Here is a 17,627-nt window from a genome sequence, read left to right on the forward strand (position 1 = left end):
CAGATGGCCGACACCGGCCCCTGCGGTCCGTGCACCGAGATCTTCTACGACCACGGCCCGAGCGTGGCCGGCGGCCCGCCCGGCTCGCCCGACGAGGACGGCGATCGCTACATCGAGATCTGGAACCTGGTGTTCATGCAGTTCGACCGCGCGCCGGACGGCACGCTCTCGCCGCTGCCGGCACCCTGCGTGGACACCGGCATGGGCCTGGAGCGCCTGGCCGCGGTGCTGCAGCACGTGCATTCGAACTACGAGATCGACCTGTTCGCGCACCTCATCCGCGTGGCCGGCGAACTCACCGGCACGAGGGACCTGGCCAACAAGTCGCTGCGCGTGATCGCCGACCACGTCCGCGCCTGCTCCTTCCTGATCGTCGACGGCGTGCTGCCTTCCAACGAAGGCCGCGGCTACGTGCTGCGCCGGATCGTCCGCCGCGCGCTGCGGCACGGCTGGATGCTCGGCGTGCGCGGTGATTTCTTCTGGAAGATGGTCGCACCGCTGGTGGAAGAGATGGGTGCGGCGTATCCCGAGCTCGCGGCGAAGCAGGCTTTCGTGGAGGACGCGCTGCGCACCGAGGAACAGCGCTTCGGCGAGACGCTCGAGCACGGCATGCGCGTGTTCGACGAAGTGGCGAAGAAGGCGGGCAACACCATTCCTGGCGCCGACGCATTCCGCCTGTACGACACCTACGGCTTTCCGGTCGACCTCACCGCCGACATCGCGCGGGAGCGCGGGCTGAGCGTGGACATGGCCGGCTTCGAGCAGGCCATGAAGGAACAGCAGGACCGTAGTCGCGAGGGCAGCCGCTTCGCGGCCAAGGGCCAGATGCCGGCCGAACTCGCCAGCCGCATCGCTCCTACCGTGTTTCTCGGTTACGAGGCGCTCGCGGCGGAGGGCTGCAAGGTGGTCGGCATCGTGCGCGACGGCAAGCAGCTCGACGTGCTGGACGATGGCGGGGAAGGCCTGGTGATCCTCGACCGCACGCCGTTCTATGCCGAGTCGGGCGGCCAGGTCGGCGATACCGGCATGCTGAGCCACGCGGATGGCCGCTTCGAAGTCAGCGACACGCTCAAGATGGGCGGCGTGTTCTTCGGCCACGCCGGCCGCTGGCATGGCGTGGCGCTGCGCACCGGCGACACGCTGGACGCTCAAGTCGACGCCGCTCGCCGGCAGGCCACGGTGCTCAACCACTCGGCCACCCACCTGCTGCACGCGGCGCTGCGGCAGGTGCTCGGCGAGCACGTCACGCAGAAGGGTTCGCTGGTGGCGCCCGAGCGGCTGCGCTTCGACTTCTCGCACTTCAAGCCGGTCGGCCGCGACGAGCTCGCTGCCGTCGAGGCGCTGGTCAACGCCGAGGTGCGCCGCAACGCGCCGGCCGAAGTGCGCCACATGGCCTACGACGAGGCGATTGCCTTCGGCGCGATGGCGCTGTTCGGCGAGAAATACGGCGACGAAGTGCGCGTGCTGAAAATGGGCGAATTCTCCACGGAACTCTGCGGCGGCACGCACGTGGACCGTACCGGCGACATCGGTCTGTTCAAGATCGTCGGCGAAGCGGGCGTGGCCTCCGGCGTGCGCCGCATCGAGGCGGTGACCGGCGCGGGCGCGCTGGCCTACGTCGCCGACGAGGAGCGTCGCCTGGGCGAGCTGGCGCACCTGCTCTCGGGCAACGGTGACGAGGTGGTCGAGAAGCTGCGCCAGTTGTTCGACCGCCAGAAGAAGCTCGAGCGCGAGCTCGAATCGCTGCGCAGCAAGGCCGCCGGCAGCGCCACCGCCGACCTGGCCGTGCATGCCCGCGACGTGGCCGGCATCAAGGTGGTGGCCGCGCGCCTGGAAGGCTTCGACGCCAAGTCGTTGCGCGACAGCGTCGACCAGCTCAAGCAGCAGTTGGGTGATTGCGTGGTGCTGCTCGCCGGCGCGGTGGACGGGCGCGTCTCGCTGGTCGCCGGCGTGCACGGTGTGGCGCTGGGCAAGATCAAGGCAGGCGAGGTGGTTTCGCACGTTGCCCGGCAGATCGAGGGCAAGGGTGGCGGCCGCGCGGACATGGCCCAGGGTGGCGGCCTGGACACCGCGCAGTTGTCGGCCCTGCTGGATGCCTTGCCGGAATGGATCGGCCAGCAGCTTTAGGCGTGCAGGGCTTTGTGAATCGGGGATTTATCGCCCGCCAAATGCGTTGCGCAAGGCACTTGCGCTCGGCTAGTATCCGTTGACTGTCGGTGGCATCGACCCATGGTGTCACCGCAAGGCAAGGGCATTCATGGTGGGTGTCTTGGCTGTAAGCCGGGGAAGGCGGTAGGGCCTTCGACGGACGTTCGTCGAACTGACTGGCGATGGGCTCAGGGGTGAAGCTTCGTCGCGCAGCAGGCCTGTGACCAACAGCGTATGGAGTAATACAACATGTTGATTCTGACCCGCAGGGTCGGTGAAACCTTGATGATCGGTGACGAGGTGACCGTTACCGTTCTCGGCGTGAAGGGCAACCAGGTGCGTATCGGCATCAACGCCCCCAAGAACGTGGCGGTGCATCGCGAAGAGATCTATCAGCGGATCAAGGGCGAGCACGAGTCCGGTGGCGGCACGTCCGGCGAAACCGGCGAACATTGATCACAGACGCTTTACCTAGGCAGCGCCGGTAGGTATCCTTGCCGGCTCCGCGAAGCGCGGAACATACCCGGAGAGATGCCCGAGAGGCCGAAGGGGCTCCCCTGCTAAGGGAGTATAGGGTCAAAAGCCTTATCGAGGGTTCGAATCCCTCTCTCTCCGCCAGCTTAAGGCAAGCGCCCCGCACGGGGCGTTTTGCATATCCGGCGGAGAAAGGTGTGTCGGGGCTTTCGGTTCGGCCATCCCACGTCGTCTACATAGATGGCCCGCCGCACTTGCCTGGGCGTTCTGTCCGTTTGCGTCAATCCGCTTTCTCGGAGCGCCCGAGACGTTGCAGCCGAGCGCATCGTCCGAGTTTGCGGAGCGCCTCGGCGCGATCCGCATTTCACGGCGTGATCGCGCGCAACTGCTTTTCGGTGAGCTCGCCGCTGTAGCCTTGCCGCGTGCCGTCGGCGCGAATCACCAGCACGCGCGGCGTCTCGCCGCCCCAACCGGAATCGAGCAGATAGCTCATGCGCTCCGGCGTGGCGTCGGCATACGCATAGGCCTTCCATGCCTCCACGCCGGCCGTGTGCAGGCGCTCCTCGATGGCCTTGCGCTGGGTGAAGTCGTCCGTGGCCACGGTGACGAGCTCGATGGTTCCGGCATGCGCCTGCTGGAGTCGCGCCAGTGCCCGCAGGTTGGGTTCGCAATAGGCGCAATCGAGCGCCCACAGGGCGATCAGCCGTTCGCCGTGCGCGGGCGACGCGACCAGGGCGGGGATGTCGGCCGCACGGAGCGGTTGCAGCGCGCCGGCCTGGGCGATCGTACCGATCGAAAGCAGCAGCGCAGCGATCCAGTATTTCATGGCGCGGCCTGCGCCGGCACCAGCCGGAAGCCGGCAGCGGTATTCCAGGCCACGTAGGCCCGGCCGTCGTGCAACAGCACCTGCGGCGAGCCGACGGCGCCGGCGGAGTTCGCCAGGGTGGCGGGCGCGCCGAAATGCACCCCGCCGTCATCCGAGCGCCGCATCATCAACGCTTCGCCGGTGGCGTCGACTTGGTTCCAGGCGATCCACACGGTATTCCTCCGCGTGGCAATGTCGGCGTGGCTTGCGCCAGCGCCGGCGATGACCTGTGCATGTTCGGCGTGCTGCCCGGGAACGAGCTGGCCGTACCAGATCGTGGGCTTGCCGCTGGCCTCGTACCAGACGGCGTGGCGGATGCCGTCCGCGGCGATCGCCAGGCCCGGGCCGTGGTGCGGGCAGCCGGCAATGTGCCAGTCGCTGAAGGTGGCGCGTTCGGCTCGCGCGGTGCTGCCATCGGTGCGCAGCACGGCATAGGCATGGTCGCGGATATTGTCGCCGTAGACGGCGCGGAAGAAGGCGGCGACATCGCCTTGCGGCGTGCGCGCCAATGCGATGCGGCAGCATTCGCAGCTGTGGTCGACGAGCTTGCGTTCGGGCTGGAAGTGCGCGCCGCCGTCGTCCGACCAGGCGTAGTAGACACCGGCGCCCAGGTAGGGCTTGCCGGCCGCCTCGGCCGCGGCCTGGTCGCGCTTGTCGATCCAGGCCAGCACTACGCGGCCATGGCCGTCGACGGCGAGTGCATCGAAGCGGTGGGTGATCTCGGCGCGGTCGCGATGCACGGTGACGGGCGCGGAAAAATGCGTGCCGCCGTCGAGCGAGCGGGCGAAACGCACGAAGCCGGTCCAAGACTTCGCCCGCGGCTGCGACCAGCTCACGTAGAACTCGCCGTGCGGGCCGAAGGCGAGCTTGGGGCGGTTCTCGCCCTCGGCGTAGATGGGCTCGGGCACGGCGTTGACTGCGTGCGGCGGACTCAAGGTCTTGCCCAGGTCATCCGAGTGGCGCAGCCGCACGTGACCGTCCGCGGCGTCCACCAGCCACAACCGGCCGTGCGCGTCGAACGCGGCGGTGGCGCCGAGCGGCGGCTCCTTCGGCATCGCCATGCCTTCGTGGGCGAGCGCCAGCGGTGCGGCGAGGCAAAGCAGGATCGGCAGCCATCGGCGCATCGGCGGTTCCTCTAGAGATCCCAGCGCACTTCGCCGACCCAGGTGCGGCCGGCGTAGGGGTGGTAGACCCAGTAACGGGCGTTGGTGAGGTTGTCCACGCCCAGCGACGCGGTCCAGCGGGGCGCGAACTGCCAGCGCAGTTTGGCATCGGCCACCGTGAAGGCGCTGACGGCGCCATAGGCGTCGACGAAGTCGCTGTTGTCCAGCGCGCCGTACTGGCGCCCGGAGCGGCGTACGCCCAGCGAGGCGTTCCAGCCCGGGGCGAAGCGGTAGTCGGCGAACAGGCTGGCGCGCAGGCGCGGGATGCGCGGGAACCACTTGTCCTCGGCCAACGGATAGCGGCGGTCGCGCAGGGTCTTGGCATCGTTGAGGGCGACGCTGGCGGTCAGGTCCAGTCCGGACGTCCAGACGTCCGTCAGCGCGATCTCGCCCTCGATGCCGCGCAGCCGCGTGAGGTCGATGTTCTGCACGTTGGTGATCGTGGGCGTGACGGTGACGTCGGTCTGCGTGTAGAGCGCATCGGCGATGCGATCCTGGAACAGCGAGACGCGCCAGTGGCCGCGCTCGAACCTCTGCTTGAGCGTGAGGTCCAGCGAATTGTCGCGCTCGGGCTTGAGGTTGGGGTCGTTGCCCACGATCGCGTTGGCGGAAATCGAGCCCTGGAACAGCTCGGCCACGGTCGGATAGCGCACTGCCTTGCCGTAGGCCAGGCGCAGTTGCCAGTCCGGCGCAAAGTCCCATTCCAGCGCGGCCTTGGGCGAGAGGTCGTTGCGCCGGCGGTCGCCGTAGCGCTGCGCGCCGCTGGCATCGGCGCGGCTGCCCGCATAGGCGCGCCATTGCTCCCAGCGCGCGCCGAGGGTCAGCGCCCAATCGGCCGAAAAACTCCACACGTCCTGCAGGTAGGCGGCGCGGGTCTGCGTGCGGCCGGCGAAGGCACCAGTGAGCGGGCCGTCGGCGGCGCCGCGCCAGTCGCTGGCGGCGTGCACGCGCGAGTCGAGCACGTAGCGGTCGCCGTGCAGGCCGGCGTAGAGCATATGGCTCCCGCCCAGCGGGCCGGAGCTGCGCAGGTCGAGCGTATCCCAGCCGGAGCCGGCGTTGTCGGCGATGCTGCCCGGGCCACCCAGCGGGCCTGCCGGCGGCGGCAAGGCTGCACTGCGCGCCTGCGCACGTGCGAAGCCGTAGTGGCTGGTGACCGTGGTCCAGTGCCAGCCGTTGTCCAGGCGGCCGTTGAGTTCCGCGCCGTAGAGCAGGTGCGTGTCCTGGTTGGCAGCAGGCGCCAGGCCGCTCGGCGGCAGCGTCCAGGTGCTGCCGTAGGCGCTGATCGCGCCGGCGGTGACCGGCTGGCCGGCAGCGTCGCGCAGGAAGCTGCGCGTGCGGTCCTCGGCATGGTTGCGCCACCAGCCGAGCGTGAACAAGGCCGCGACGCGGTCGGTGATGTCCACGCCCAGCTTGAGCTTGGCCTGGGTCTGCACGGTGTGCTCGATGCTGTTGGCGCCATAGACCAGCCGCGGGCTGCCGCTCGGATTGCGGTCGGCCGTGGCCCCGCTGACCGGCACCGCGGCGGCGTTGCCGCCAGCCCTGGCCGTGGCGTATTGCATCGGCTGGCCGTGGTTGTCGAGCCGGTCGATGCTGAGCAACCAGCTCCAGCGACCTTGCTTGTCACCGAGCGAGGCGGCGATATGGTGGCCGTCGTAGTGGCCGCCGGCGCCGTAGGCGTCGCCGAAATCCTGGCTGAAGTACTGGGCGCTGGCGCTGGCGGTGAGCCGCTGCGGCAGGCGGGTGTGGATCAGCACCGTGGTGCCCATCGAGTTGCCAGGGTAAAGCGCAGAGTAGGGTCCGTACAGCACGTCGACCGCACCGATTTCCTCGGGGCTGACCATGCCCCAGCGCGGCGCGCCGTCCCAGCCGTTGGTCATCAGGTTGGACAGCAGCAGGCCATCGGAATAGACCAGGCTGCGCGCGCTTTGCAGGGTGCCGGCGTTGCGTCCGCTGATGACCGCGTTGGGATCGCCGATGTAGCGCTCGCGGACCTGCAGGTTGGGGGCGAAGCGCAGCGCGTCGGCGCTGGTGGTCACGTTCTGCCGTTGCAGTTTCGTGCGGGTGACGCGCACGCCGACGGCAGGCGTCTCGGTAACCCCGGTGTCGCTGGCATGCACCATCACCGGCGAGAGCGTGGTCGCCTGCGGTGGGCTGCCGGCGGCATGCAGCAGGCCGGGCAGGGCCAGCAGGGCGAGCGCGCACAAACCGGGCGATCGGGACGTCATGGACGACTCTGGAGGCGGATCTAGGCCAGGCAGCATAGCGGCGCCACTGTGCACCACCAGGCGGCTTGTTGTCGCAGAGGGGTGTGTGAAGCCGCTCCACTGCGCCGGAATGGCTCGCTCCCGCTATGCGGAACCGCGATGGCTATTCCGGCTCGGGCCGCTCCCGCACCGGATGCTTGCTCAACTTGCGCTGCAGCGTGCGCCGATGCATGCCCAGGCGGCGGGCCGTCTCGGAGATGTTGCCGTCGCATTCGGTCAGTACGCGCTGGATGTGTTCCCACTCCAGCCGGCGCAAGGCGAGCGGCGCCTCGGGCGCCTCCGGCGGCTCGTCGTCGATCGCCGACGAGCCCTCGCCCTCGAGCAGCGCGCGCACCACTGCGTCGGCATCCACCGGCTTGGCCAGGTAATCGTGCGCGCCGCGCTTGATCGCCTCGACGGCCGTGGCGATCGAGGCATAGCCGGTGAGCAGCAGGATGCGCATCTGCGGCACCAGCGCGTGCAGCTCCGAGATCAGCTTGAGGCCGTTCTCCTCGCCCAGCTTGAGGTCGAGCACGCAGTAGCGCGGCTGGTGGCGCCGCGCCAGCATGCGGGCCTCGTCGGCGCGGGTGGCGCCGATCGCCTCGAAGCCGCGCGAAGCGACGGCGCGCGAAAGCACGCGGACGAAGGTGGCGTCGTCATCGACGATCAGCAGCTGGCGGGAAGCGTGGGCATCGGTCATGAGGGCGGCAGCAACGGAAGCAGGAGTGACATTCTTGCCCGAGCGCGCCGCGCGTGCACGCGGCGGGTCAATCGGCGCCGATCGCAGCCAGCGGCAGGCGCAGGCGGACCTGCGCGCCTTGTTCGGTGTTGCCGGCGGCAAGTTCGCCGTCGAGGCGTTCGGCGGTGGCTTCGGCCAGCGCCAGGCCGAGGCCCAGGCCGCCCTGCTTGCCGCTGCGGCCCAGCGCGACCGTTCCGTCGACGTCGAAGCCGGGGCCGTGGTCGCGCACGGTCAATTCCAGCCAGCCGTGCTCGCAGCGGATCTGCAGTTCCACCGCGTCCGAATCGCGCGCTGCCGAGGCATCGGCGGCATTGTTGAGCAGGTTGATCAGCGCATGGCGCAGGCCAGGCGGCACGCGCAGCACCAGGCGTGCGGCGGTCTCGGGCAGATCGAGCGCCAACTCCGCTTCCGGGCGCAGCAGCTGGAAGCGCTCCAGGCAGCCCTGCACGAAAGCCTGCAGCGGCATCTGTTCGGCTTCCTGCGAGAGCTGGGTCTGGCCGAAGGCGACCATCTCGCGCAGGATCCCGCGGCAGCGCTCGACCTGCGCCTCGAGCAGCGTCAGGTCCTCGGCCAGGCCCTGGTCGGAGGTGTGTTCGCGGCGCAGTTCCGGCAGCAGCATGCGCATGGTCGCCAGCGGCGTGTTGAGCTCGTGCGCGGCGCCGGCGGCCTGGGTGGCGATGGCGAGGATGCCCTCGTCGCGCAGCGCGCGTTCGCGCACGCGCTGCACTTCCAGCTGCTGCATGCGCAGCGCGCGCGCCAGCCGGTTGATGAAGAAGCCCAGCAGCAGCGCGGTGATCACGAAGTTCACGCCCATGCCAGCGACGTGCAGGGGGAAGCCGCCGCCGTGCATGGGCATCGGCAGCGGCACGAACCGGTAGGCCAGCAGCAGGTAGGCGACGCCGGCGATCGCTGCCACCGCCAGCACGGCACGCACCGACAGCGCGGCGGCCGCCAGCGCGATCGGCACCAGCAACAGGGTCACGAACGGATTGCTGGCGCCACCGGTGAAGTACAGCAGGTAGCCCAACACCAGCGTGTCCACCGCGACGTGGCCGATGGTCTCCCATTCGCGCACTGGCCGGGGCTGGCTCAGCCGCCAGGCGGCGAACACAGCGAACACCGCGAGCGCGCCGATGCCGGTCAGCAGCGGCAGCAACGGGATGGCCAGGTGCATCCACAGCGCACAGACCAGTACCGCCACACTCTGCCCGGCGATGGCGCACAGGCGCAGCCAGGCCAGCGTGCGCGCCAGCGCGAAAGGACCGATGCGGCGGCTGGCTTGCCTGTGGGGCATGGCGTGAGGAAGGCGCCGCGGCAGCCCGCGGCGCCTTGCAGGATCAGCCCGGCAGTTCCCAGCCTTCCTCGCTGCGTACCGGCGGCAGCGGGCCGGCTGCCGCGGCATGTTCGGCGTGGCTGTTGGAGAGCTTCTTCATCAGCGGCAGCACCGCCACGGCGATCGCCGTGCAGCCCACGCCCACCCAGCCGAGCTTGGTGAACAGGCTGGTGTAGATCTGCAGCGACTGCACCGGATCGGTGAGGCCTTCGGGGATGTGCGCGAAGTTGGCGACCACGCTGCCCAGGTACTGCGAGATGCCCGAGGCGACGTAGTAGGCGCCCATCATGAAGCCGCCCATGCGGGCCGGCACGTAGCGGGCGATCATCGCCAGGCCGAGACCCGAGACCAGCAACTCGCCCAGCGAATAGAGGCCATAGCCCCAGACCATGATCCAGGAGGACACCTGGCCGGCCACCGCCCACTGCGCGCCGACGCCGTAGATGAAAAAGCCGGCGGCGACCGCGGCGAAACCCCAGGCGAACCTGGCGGCCACCGACGGCTCCTTGCCGATGCGGCCCAGCGAGTTGTAGCCGACCACCAGCACCGGGCTCAGCAGCACGATCCAGATCGCGTTCAAGTTCTGGTACTGCTCCGGGATCCAGGTGAAGAGGTGCCAGCCGAATACGCCGAAGTCCAGGTTCACGTTCTTCTGCGCGAACAGGTTCAGCGAGGTGGACATCTGCTGGTAGAAGATGAAGAAGAAGATCGTCTGGATCGTCAGCACCAGCGCCGCGACCAGGCCGGCGCGCTCGCTGCGCTCGCTGGAGCGGATGAGGTGGATGAAGATGCCCAGGATCACCACGCCCGCCGCATACACGCAGATGCGCGCCACCGTCTGGCTCTGCAGGATGAAGGCGGAAACGAACACCATGCCGGTCGCCGCCGCCAGCACCGCGCCGAAGCGGGCCAGGTTGAATGGCTTCTGGTCCGGCGCCGAGCCGATGTGCCGCAGCGTGCGGCTCATCAGCGTGTAGTTGACCAGGCCCAGCAGCAGGCCGATGGCGCAGATACCGAAGGCGGTGTGCCAGCCCCAAGCATCGCCGTAGCGCTCGCCTACGTAGTCGCGGACCCACGGGGTGAGCGTCATCGAGATCATCGAGCCGACGTTCACCGCCATGTAGTAGATGGTGAACGCGCTGTCGATGCGCGTGTCGTCGCCCTCGTAGATCTTGCGTACCAGGTTGCCGGCGTTGGGCTTGAAGAAGCCGTTGCCGACGATGATCACGCCCAGCGCGCAGTACAGCAGGTAGGGGTTGTCGGTGGGGATCCACAGCATCGCGTAGCCCAGCCCCAGCACCACTGCGCCCAGCAACATCGTGCGGCGCGTGCCGATCAGCTTGTCGCCGACCCAGCCGCCGATGGCGGGCGTGGCGTAGATCAGCGCCGCGGCCGCGCCCCACACCAGGTTGGCGTGGGTGTCGACGAAGCCGAGCTTCTTCATCATGTAGGTGACCATCAACACCTGCATGCCGTAGAAGCCGAAGCGCTCCCACATTTCGATCAGGAAGACGGTGCTGAAGGATCGCGTCTGCGACACGGGAGGATTCTGGATTGCCATGGGAATTCCGAGCGGATGGGTACTGACTGCCGCTGCGCGGCCTGCTCTGCAACCCTGAACCGGGCTGCAACCACCGAGGGTAACCCATCCGCCGCAGCGGTAACGCTGCACTGCGACATGCCGAGCAGTCACCGGCGCTGTGGCATCATCGCGCGTCCGCCGCCGAAGAAAGCGAGTATCGCCACCATGCCGACAGATCAGCTTCCGCCGCTTCGGACCGGCATCAGGCGTCACGGACGCTGACCGCGCATGGCCGCCGAAGGCTTCCGCGGACCGCGGCAACTGTGGAATGCGCTGCGCTGGTCGATCAAGGGCCTGCGCGCCGGTTGGCGCTACGAGGCATCGTTCCGCTTCGAGATCTGCCTGGCGATCGTCACCATTCCGCTGGGCCTTTATCTCGGCCACGGCGCGCTGGAGAAACTGGCGCTGGTGCTGCCGATGTTCCTGGTGCTTTCCACCGAGCTGCTCAACTCGGCGGTCGAGGCGGTGGTCGACAAGGTGAGCCCGGATTTCCACGAACTGGCCGGTCGCGCCAAGGACATGGGGTCGGCCGCGGTGTTCGTGCTGCTGGTTTTCATGGGCCTGAGCTGGGCGCTGATTGTCGGGCCGCGCCTGCCTACGCTCCTGGGCATGTAGGGTGGGTTTCTGCCCACCGGCTCTTGGCACGAAAACCGCGGTGGGTTGAGGCCACCCTGCGGGATACGCGCTCGTTGACGCTGGCCGCAGGCTCCGCCTACGCTGGCCTTCTCACAGATCGGAGTGCCGCCATGAAGACCCTTCGCGTGTTCGTGCTGTCGTTGCTTGCCATGCTGCTGAGCGGCTGCGGCTACAACGCCATCCAGCGCCAGGACGAGACGGTCAAGGCCTCCTGGTCGGAGGTGCTCAACCAGTACCAGCGCCGTGCCGACCTGGTGCCCAACCTGGTCAATACGGTCAAGGGCTACGCCCAGCACGAGGAGCGCGTGCTCACCGAAGTCACCAACGCGCGCGCACGTGTCGGCAGCGTGCAGGTGACGCCGGACATGGTCAACGACGCGCAGAAGCTCAAGCAGTTCCAGCAGGCGCAGGGCGAGTTGTCCGGCGCGCTGTCGCGGTTGATGGTGGTCAGCGAGAACTATCCCAACCTCAAGGCGGATGGCCTGTTCCAGAACCTGCAGGCGCAGCTGGAAGGCACCGAGAACCGCATCACCGTGGCGCGCAACCGCTACGTGCAGTCGGTGCAGCAGTACAACGCGATGATCCGCACCTTCCCCAACAACCTCACCGCGAAGGTCTTCGGCTATCAGGTGAAGCCCAACTTCGGCGTGGAGAACGAGAAGGCCATTTCCACCGCGCCGACGGTGGACTTCGGCACGCCGGCGCCCGCCGCCTCGACGCATTGAGATGGCCGCTCGCCTGCCGCGGCTGGCATGGCTGCTGCTCGCCCTGCTTTTCGTGGCGGGGCCGCGCGCGCAGGCGACCGACGTGCCCACGCTCGGCCGCCATGTCACCGACCTGACCGGCACGCTCGACGCACAGCAGGTGGACCAGCTCGACACCCAGCTGGTCGATCTCGAGAAGCGCAAGGGCGCGCAACTGGTGGTGCTGGTGGTGGGCAGCACTAGCGGACAGGACATCGAAAGCTATTCGCTCGCCGTCGCCGAGCAGAACAAGGTCGGCCGCAAGGGCACCGACGACGGCGTGCTGCTGCTGGTGGCCAAGGACGACCGGCGCGTGCGCATCGAGGTCGGCTATGGTCTGGAGGGCGCCATTCCGGATGCGGCCACTGCGCGCATCATCCGCGAGTACATCGCGCCGAAGTTCCGCGTAGGCGACTACTACGGCGGCATCCATGATGCGGTCGGCGCGCTGACCCAGCTGATCGACGGCGAACCGTTGCCGCCGCCGGTGCAGGGCGCGCCGGCCGAGCATCGCGGTCTGGGTCTGCAGCACATGTTGTTCATCGGCGTATTCATCGCCTTCTTCCTGCGCAACCTGTTCGGTCGCGCCAATCTGTTCGTGCGCACGCCGCTGGGCGCGGGCATTACTGGCGTCGTGCTGTGGCTGCTGGCCGCGAGCCTGGGTGCGGCCGTGCTGGGCGCGCTGATCGGCGGCGTGCTGATGCTGTTGCCCGGCGGCGGTGGGCGCTCGATCGGCGGCGGCGGCTGGGGTGGTTGGGGCGGCTTCGGGGGCGGCGGGTTTGGAGGCGGCGGCTTCGGAGGCGGCGGCGGTGGCTTCAGCGGGGGCGGAGGCAGTTTCGGCGGCGGCGGTTCCTCGGGGAGCTGGTGATGACGCGCCCGCAGCGGATGTTCGTCAACCTGTTCGGCGGCTGGTTCCAGTTGCGCCAGCGCTTTCCTGCGAGCCTGCTGGACGAGTTGGCCGATGCCGTCTGCGCCGGCGAGCGCAGCCACCTGGGCGAGGTGCGCTTCGCGGTCGAGTCGCGCTTGCCGCTGCGTGCGGTGCTGGCCGGCATCGACGCGCGGGTGCGCGCGCAGGCGGTGTTCGCCCAGCTGCGCGTGTGGGACACCGAGGACAACACCGGCGTGCTGATCTACCTGTTGTTGTCCGAACAGCGGATCGAGGTCGTCGCCGACCGCGGCATCGCCCGCCGCGTGGCGCAGCCGCAGTGGGACGCCATCTGCCAGCGCATGCGCGATGCTTTCGCGCGGGCGCAGTGGCGCGAGGGCAGCCTGGCCGGCATCGAGGCCGTGCATGCGTTGCTGCGCGAGCACTTTCCCGCGGGCGACCGTCCCAATCCGGACGAGCTGCCCGACCGGCCGGTGCTCCTCTGAAAACGACGGCCGCCCTGCGGCGGCCGTGCGTAGCTGCATGATGAGCCCGCGTCAGGCGCCCTTGCCGATGTGCTTCTCCAGGAACGCCTGCAGCGCGTTGTAGAAGTCCACCCGGTTCTTCTCGTCGTAGAAGCCGTGGCCTTCGCCCGGCTTGCTCATCCACTCGTAAGGCTTGTGCGCGGCATCGAGCGCGGCGCGCATGGCCTTGGCCTGGGCGAACGGTGCGCGCTGGTCGTCTTCGCCATGGATCAGCAGCACCGGCACGTCGATCTTGTCGGCGAGCTTGTCGGGGGAGTTGGCATCGAGCTCGGCGTCGTCCCGGCCGATCACGGTGGTGAGATAGCTGCGGCCGCTCTTGCTTTCGCGCACGTCGCCCTTCTTGTACATCATCTTCAGGTCATAGACGCCCGCGTAGCCCACGGCGCACTTGAACATGCCAGGCGCCCGCACCACGGTCATCATCGCCGAGTAGCCACCGAAGCTGCCGCCGTAGACGCAGATGCGCCCGGGGTCGGCATATTGCCTGGCGATCGCCCATTTCACGCCGTCGATCAGATCCTGCTGGATGCGCGTGCCCCACTTGAGGTAGCCGGCTTCCTGGAAGTCCTCGCCCCGGCCGCCGGAGCCGCGGTAGTTGACCTGCAGCACCAGGTAGCCGCGGTTGGCCAGGAACTGTGCGTCGTCGTCGTAGAACCAGTCGTCGCGCACGCCGATCGGCCCGCCATGCGGAAGCAGCACCATCGGCAGGTTGGCCTCGGCGCGGCCGGGCGGAAAGGTGAGGATGGCTTCCAGCTCGGTGCCGTCGCTGGCCTTGAACTGCAGCGGGCGGCGTTCGGCCATCTTCGCCGGGTCGATCCAGGGAGAGGCATCGAAGAGCCGCCTGACCTTGTAGGTGTGCGTGTCGATCAGGAAATAGGAGCCAGGATTGCGATCGCTGGATATGCTGAACAGCAGTTGCCCGCCATCCTCGCTGTAGTCGATGAAGTGCACGTACTGGCCCGGGAACTTCAGGCCGAGCGCGCGGTGCAGCTTGGCCGCGGGCAGGTTCGGGTCGATGTACTGCACCTGCGGCACGCCGGTGTCCATGATCGTGGCAAACGGCTGGCGCGGCAGCGGCGTCCATTCGATGCCGGCGACCTCGCCGAAGCCCGCGGCGGCGAGCACCTTGCGGTTGGATCCGGCTTCGTCCTGCTCGACCAGCGAAGCGGGGGCGCCGCCGGCGTCGTACCAGGCATAGATGCGCTGGTGGTCGGGCGCGACGCCGATCGGCGTGAAGGTGCCGCCGATCTGCGCCTGGGCAAGGCGCTGCCACCGGTTGCCTTCGCGGTGGTAGACGACGTAGTCGAAGTTGTCGTTGCGGCCGTAGGCGAAGTGCGCCTGGCCGTCGGGAGCCACCATGAAACTCATGCCGCCGACGTTGATGTCGCCGGCCAGATGGCGTGTATTGGCGGTGGCGTCGACGTCGTAGAGGTAGCTGCTGTCCTGGTTCTCCCAACTGGTTGCGCGCATGTAGAAATGGCCGTTGGCGCGCTCGGGCAGGTCGTCGACGGCGCCCCAGCCGCGGTCCCTGCCGCGCGTTTCGGAGCGCGAGCCGTACATGGACTCGTAGCCGTACAGGTAATCCTGGCGTTTGCCATCGACGTCGGTGGCGATGATTTCGCCGGTGAACGCCGGCCTGTCGATCGAGCCCAGTTCCTTGCCTTTTTCGACCACCAGCCGCGTGGGACTGACCCAGGTGATGCCCGCCGGCAGTTCGTACTTGGGCATGCGCAGCATGCTGACGGGCTTGGACATGTCTTCCACGCGGTAGATCATCAGCGCGTGCTGCCTGCCGTCGTCCCAGCGCAAGGCCAGGTACTTGCCGTCGGGCGAGAGCCTGGGCATCGACAGTTGCGGGTGGCGCGCGAAGTCCTCCACCGGCAGCAGGTCGGCCGCTGCGGCGATCGCAGGCATCAGAAGCGTGGCCGCGCACAGGGCGGCCCGCACGAGTCGGTTCATCATCCATTTCCCCCGAGCTCCTGGTTTGCAGGTCCGGTCGCCGGGAGCGCGGCGACCGGCCGGGGCGGCATCCCCATGCCGCCTGGTCCGGGGATTCTAGTGACCGCAGGTCGTGGGCGGGAAGGGCCTGCGCCGCCCGGGCAGGCCCGGCTACACTTGGACTTTGCCCACCCGCATCCAGCCATGACCCAGCCGTTCACCGTCGACTTCAATCCGGTCGCCTTCCACATCGGACCCGTGCAGGTGCACTGGTACGGGTTGATGTACCTGCTGGGCTTCCTGGGCGCGGGCCTGCTGGGCGAACGGCGTCGTCGTCGGGGGCGGTTGCCGGTCAGCCGCGATGCGCTGAGCGACCTGGCCTTCTACGCCATGCTCGGCATCATCGTGGGCGGGCGCGTGTGGTACATGCTCTTCTACTACGCCGGCGGTCCGCACTGGATCTGGACCGACCCGCTGGCGCTGTTCAAGGTGTGGGACGGTGGCATGAGCTTCCATGGCGGCCTGCTCGGCGTGCTGGCGGCGGCCTGGTGGTGGTCGCGGCGGCACCGTTTGCATTTCTTCGACACCATGGATTTCGTCGCGCCGCTGGTGCCGCTGGGCCTGGGGCTGGGGCGGCTGGGCAACTTCATCAACGGCGAGTTGTGGGGCAAGCCCGGCAGCGTGCCGTGGGCGATGATCTTTCCGAACGCGAAGCCGGAGGACGTGCAACTGGCGCACGACCAGCCGGCGCTGGCGCAGCAGCTGGCGCAATTCGGCGGGATTCCCCGGCACCCCTCGCAGCTGTACGAGATGGCGCTGGAAGGCGTGGTGATGTTCGCGGTGTTGTGGCTGGTGTCGCTGAAGCCGCGCCCGCGCTACCTGATATCCGGACTGTTCGCGCTGATGTACGGCTGCTTCCGCTTCGGCGTGGAATTCGTGCGCGTGCCCGACCCGCAGCTCGGTTACCTGGCGTGGGGCTGGCTGACCATGGGGCAGGTGCAGTCGCTGCCGCTGATCGTGGTGGGGCTGGTGCTGGTGGCGCTGTCGCGCCGGGCGCCGACGCTCGCGCTGGCGGCGCACTGAGCTTTTCCGTAGGGTGGGCTTCAGCCCACCATGCTTTCCGGCCAGACGGCCGGTGGGCTGAAGCCCCACCCTACGTTGCGGTGCTAGAAGTTGCGGTCGCCGCCGATCAGGTCGCCCAGGCCGCCGAGGATGGAACCCTCGCCGCGGCGCTGCCCGCCGCCCTGCGGCGCGGCGGCCAGCATGCGGCCGGCCATGCGCGAGAACGGCAGCGACTGCAGCCACACCTTGCCCGGCCCGGTGTGCGTGGCCAGAAACACGCCTTCGCCGCCGAACAGCATGCTCTTGATGCCGCCCACGGCCCTGACGTCCATGCTCACCGTGTCGTGGAAGGCCACCACGCAGCCGGTGTCCACGTCCAGCCGTTCGCCGGGCTTGAGTTCCCGCTCGACCACGGTGCCGCCGGCATGCACGAACACCCAGCCGTCGCCCTCGAGCTTCTGCATGATGAAGCCCTCGCCACCGAACAGGCCGGTGAGGATCTTGCGCTGGAAGAAGATGCCCAGCGACACGCCGCGCGCGCCGGCGAGGAACGAATCCTTCTGGCAGATCAGCCGCCCGCCGTGCTCGGAGAGCTTCATCGCCATCACCGTGCCGGGGTAGGGCGCGGCGAAGGCGACCTTGGCCTTGCCGCTGCCGGTGTGCGTGAACACGGTGGTGAACAGGCTCTCGCCGGTGACCACGCGCTTGCCGGCCGACAGCAGCTTGTCCATGAAGCCGCCGCCCTGCGACGCGGTCGAGCCATCGCCGAAGACGGTGTCCATCTGCACGGCCGCTTCCTTGTACATCAGGGCGCCGGCCTCGCCGATGGCGCTCTCGCCCGGGTCGAGCTCCACCTCGACGAACTGCATGTCGTTGCCGACGATGCGGTAGTCGATTTCATCCGCGGCGCCGTAGCGTCCGGCGGGCACCGGCGGCGGCGCCACGGCCACGGCGGTGGAGGCCAGGAACACGCTGTGGATCGGCCGCCATTCGCCGAAGCCTTCCTTCCAGCAGTAGCCGTCGGGACGGCTGCGCGCCTGCGCCCGCGCGGCCTCGTCGTCCAGCGGGCCGATGCGTTCGTTGTTGCCGTAGCTGAAATACCACTGGGTCATGGGGGCGTCCCTGGTTGAAAGACCCCAGTCTAGGCCGGCGCCGGCCGGGCAGGGGAGTGACGGATGTCACCGGTATCCGCCCCGCCATGGCCCCAGCCGCTAGAATCCATCCCATGCGCGCCTACCTCGACCTGCTCGACCACGTGCTCCACCACGGCACCGAAAAAACCGACCGCACC

The 17,627-nt window shown here is 68.6% G+C and carries 15 protein-coding genes and 1 tRNA gene; 8 read left to right on the forward strand and 8 right to left on the reverse strand.

Going from position 1 to position 17,627, the window contains the following annotated elements; all coding sequences use genetic code 11:
* From alaS to HOQ08_RS10470, 3 genes are all read left to right on the forward strand, one after another.
* A partial coding sequence (gene alaS, locus HOQ08_RS10460; protein WP_291194221.1) for an alanine--tRNA ligase occupies positions 1-2,127 on the forward strand: 2,127 nt, incomplete at its 5' end.
* Positions 2,128-2,397: 270 nt separating this feature from the next.
* Complete coding sequence (csrA, locus tag HOQ08_RS10465) at positions 2,398-2,604, forward strand: carbon storage regulator CsrA (protein ID WP_209618355.1); 207 nt, start codon at positions 2,398-2,400, stop codon at positions 2,602-2,604.
* A gap of 69 nt (positions 2,605-2,673) precedes the next feature.
* Positions 2,674-2,766, forward strand: a tRNA-Ser gene (locus HOQ08_RS10470).
* Positions 2,767-2,986: 220 nt separating this feature from the next.
* Here HOQ08_RS10470 and HOQ08_RS10475 read toward each other — a convergent pair.
* From HOQ08_RS10475 to HOQ08_RS10500, 6 genes are all read right to left on the reverse strand, one after another.
* Positions 2,987-3,448 (reverse strand): hypothetical protein, encoded by a 462-nt coding sequence (locus tag HOQ08_RS10475; protein ID WP_291194226.1) that lies wholly within the window; start codon positions 3,446-3,448, stop codon positions 2,987-2,989.
* Entirely contained in the window at positions 3,445-4,611 is a 1,167-nt protein-coding gene (locus HOQ08_RS10480; RefSeq protein WP_291194228.1) for a sialidase family protein, read from the reverse strand. The genes HOQ08_RS10475 and HOQ08_RS10480 overlap by 4 nt, the downstream gene beginning before the upstream one ends.
* Before the next feature lie 11 nt (positions 4,612-4,622).
* Positions 4,623-6,875, reverse strand: a complete 2,253-nt coding sequence (locus HOQ08_RS10485; protein WP_291194231.1) for a TonB-dependent receptor — start codon at positions 6,873-6,875, stop codon at positions 4,623-4,625.
* A 142-nt stretch (positions 6,876-7,017) separates the two neighbouring features.
* A complete protein-coding gene (locus HOQ08_RS10490; protein ID WP_291194234.1) occupies positions 7,018-7,593 on the reverse strand; it encodes a response regulator transcription factor in 576 nt (191 codons plus the stop codon).
* Positions 7,594-7,660: 67 nt separating this feature from the next.
* Positions 7,661-8,926 carry an ATP-binding protein gene (locus HOQ08_RS10495; RefSeq protein WP_291194237.1) on the reverse strand — a complete coding sequence of 422 codons (1,266 nt, stop codon included), beginning with the start codon at positions 8,924-8,926 and terminating at the stop codon, positions 7,661-7,663.
* Between the two features lie 43 nt (positions 8,927-8,969).
* Positions 8,970-10,526 (reverse strand): oligopeptide:H+ symporter, encoded by a 1,557-nt coding sequence (locus tag HOQ08_RS10500; RefSeq protein WP_291194240.1) that lies wholly within the window; start codon positions 10,524-10,526, stop codon positions 8,970-8,972.
* A gap of 249 nt (positions 10,527-10,775) precedes the next feature.
* On the opposite strand from HOQ08_RS10500, the gene HOQ08_RS10505 reads away from it, so the two are divergent.
* The 4 genes from HOQ08_RS10505 to HOQ08_RS10520 all read left to right on the forward strand — a co-directional run bounded on the left by HOQ08_RS10505 (position 10,776) and on the right by HOQ08_RS10520 (position 13,297).
* Entirely contained in the window at positions 10,776-11,162 is a 387-nt protein-coding gene (locus tag HOQ08_RS10505) for a diacylglycerol kinase (protein ID WP_291194243.1), read from the forward strand.
* Between the two features lie 131 nt (positions 11,163-11,293).
* Positions 11,294-11,908, forward strand: coding sequence for a LemA family protein (locus HOQ08_RS10510; RefSeq protein WP_291194247.1), 615 nt, complete (start codon positions 11,294-11,296; stop codon positions 11,906-11,908).
* Position 11,909: 1 nt separating this feature from the next.
* The gene (locus HOQ08_RS10515; protein ID WP_291194251.1) at positions 11,910-12,794 is read left to right on the forward strand and encodes a TPM domain-containing protein; all 885 of its coding nucleotides are present in this window, start codon (positions 11,910-11,912) and stop codon (positions 12,792-12,794) included.
* Positions 12,794-13,297, forward strand: coding sequence for a TPM domain-containing protein (locus HOQ08_RS10520; RefSeq protein WP_291194254.1), 504 nt, complete (start codon positions 12,794-12,796; stop codon positions 13,295-13,297). The genes HOQ08_RS10515 and HOQ08_RS10520 overlap by 1 nt, the downstream gene beginning before the upstream one ends.
* A 51-nt stretch (positions 13,298-13,348) precedes the next feature.
* Here the strand turns inward: HOQ08_RS10520 and HOQ08_RS10525 are convergent, their stop codons facing one another.
* The gene (locus HOQ08_RS10525; RefSeq protein ID WP_291194257.1) at positions 13,349-15,295 is read right to left on the reverse strand and encodes a S9 family peptidase; all 1,947 of its coding nucleotides are present in this window, start codon (positions 15,293-15,295) and stop codon (positions 13,349-13,351) included.
* 183 nt (positions 15,296-15,478) lie between these two features.
* On the opposite strand from HOQ08_RS10525, the gene lgt reads away from it, so the two are divergent.
* Positions 15,479-16,357, forward strand: a complete 879-nt coding sequence (gene lgt / locus HOQ08_RS10530) for a prolipoprotein diacylglyceryl transferase (protein WP_291194260.1) — start codon at positions 15,479-15,481, stop codon at positions 16,355-16,357.
* 83 nt (positions 16,358-16,440) lie between these two features.
* Here lgt and HOQ08_RS10535 read toward each other — a convergent pair whose 3' ends face one another.
* The gene (locus HOQ08_RS10535) at positions 16,441-17,448 is read right to left on the reverse strand and encodes a TIGR00266 family protein (RefSeq protein ID WP_291194264.1); all 1,008 of its coding nucleotides are present in this window, start codon (positions 17,446-17,448) and stop codon (positions 16,441-16,443) included.
* Positions 17,449-17,627 lie beyond the last annotated feature (179 nt).

The organism is Frateuria sp., from assembly GCF_013362045.1.
Classification (GTDB): Bacteria; Pseudomonadota; Gammaproteobacteria; order Xanthomonadales; family Rhodanobacteraceae; genus Frateuria_A.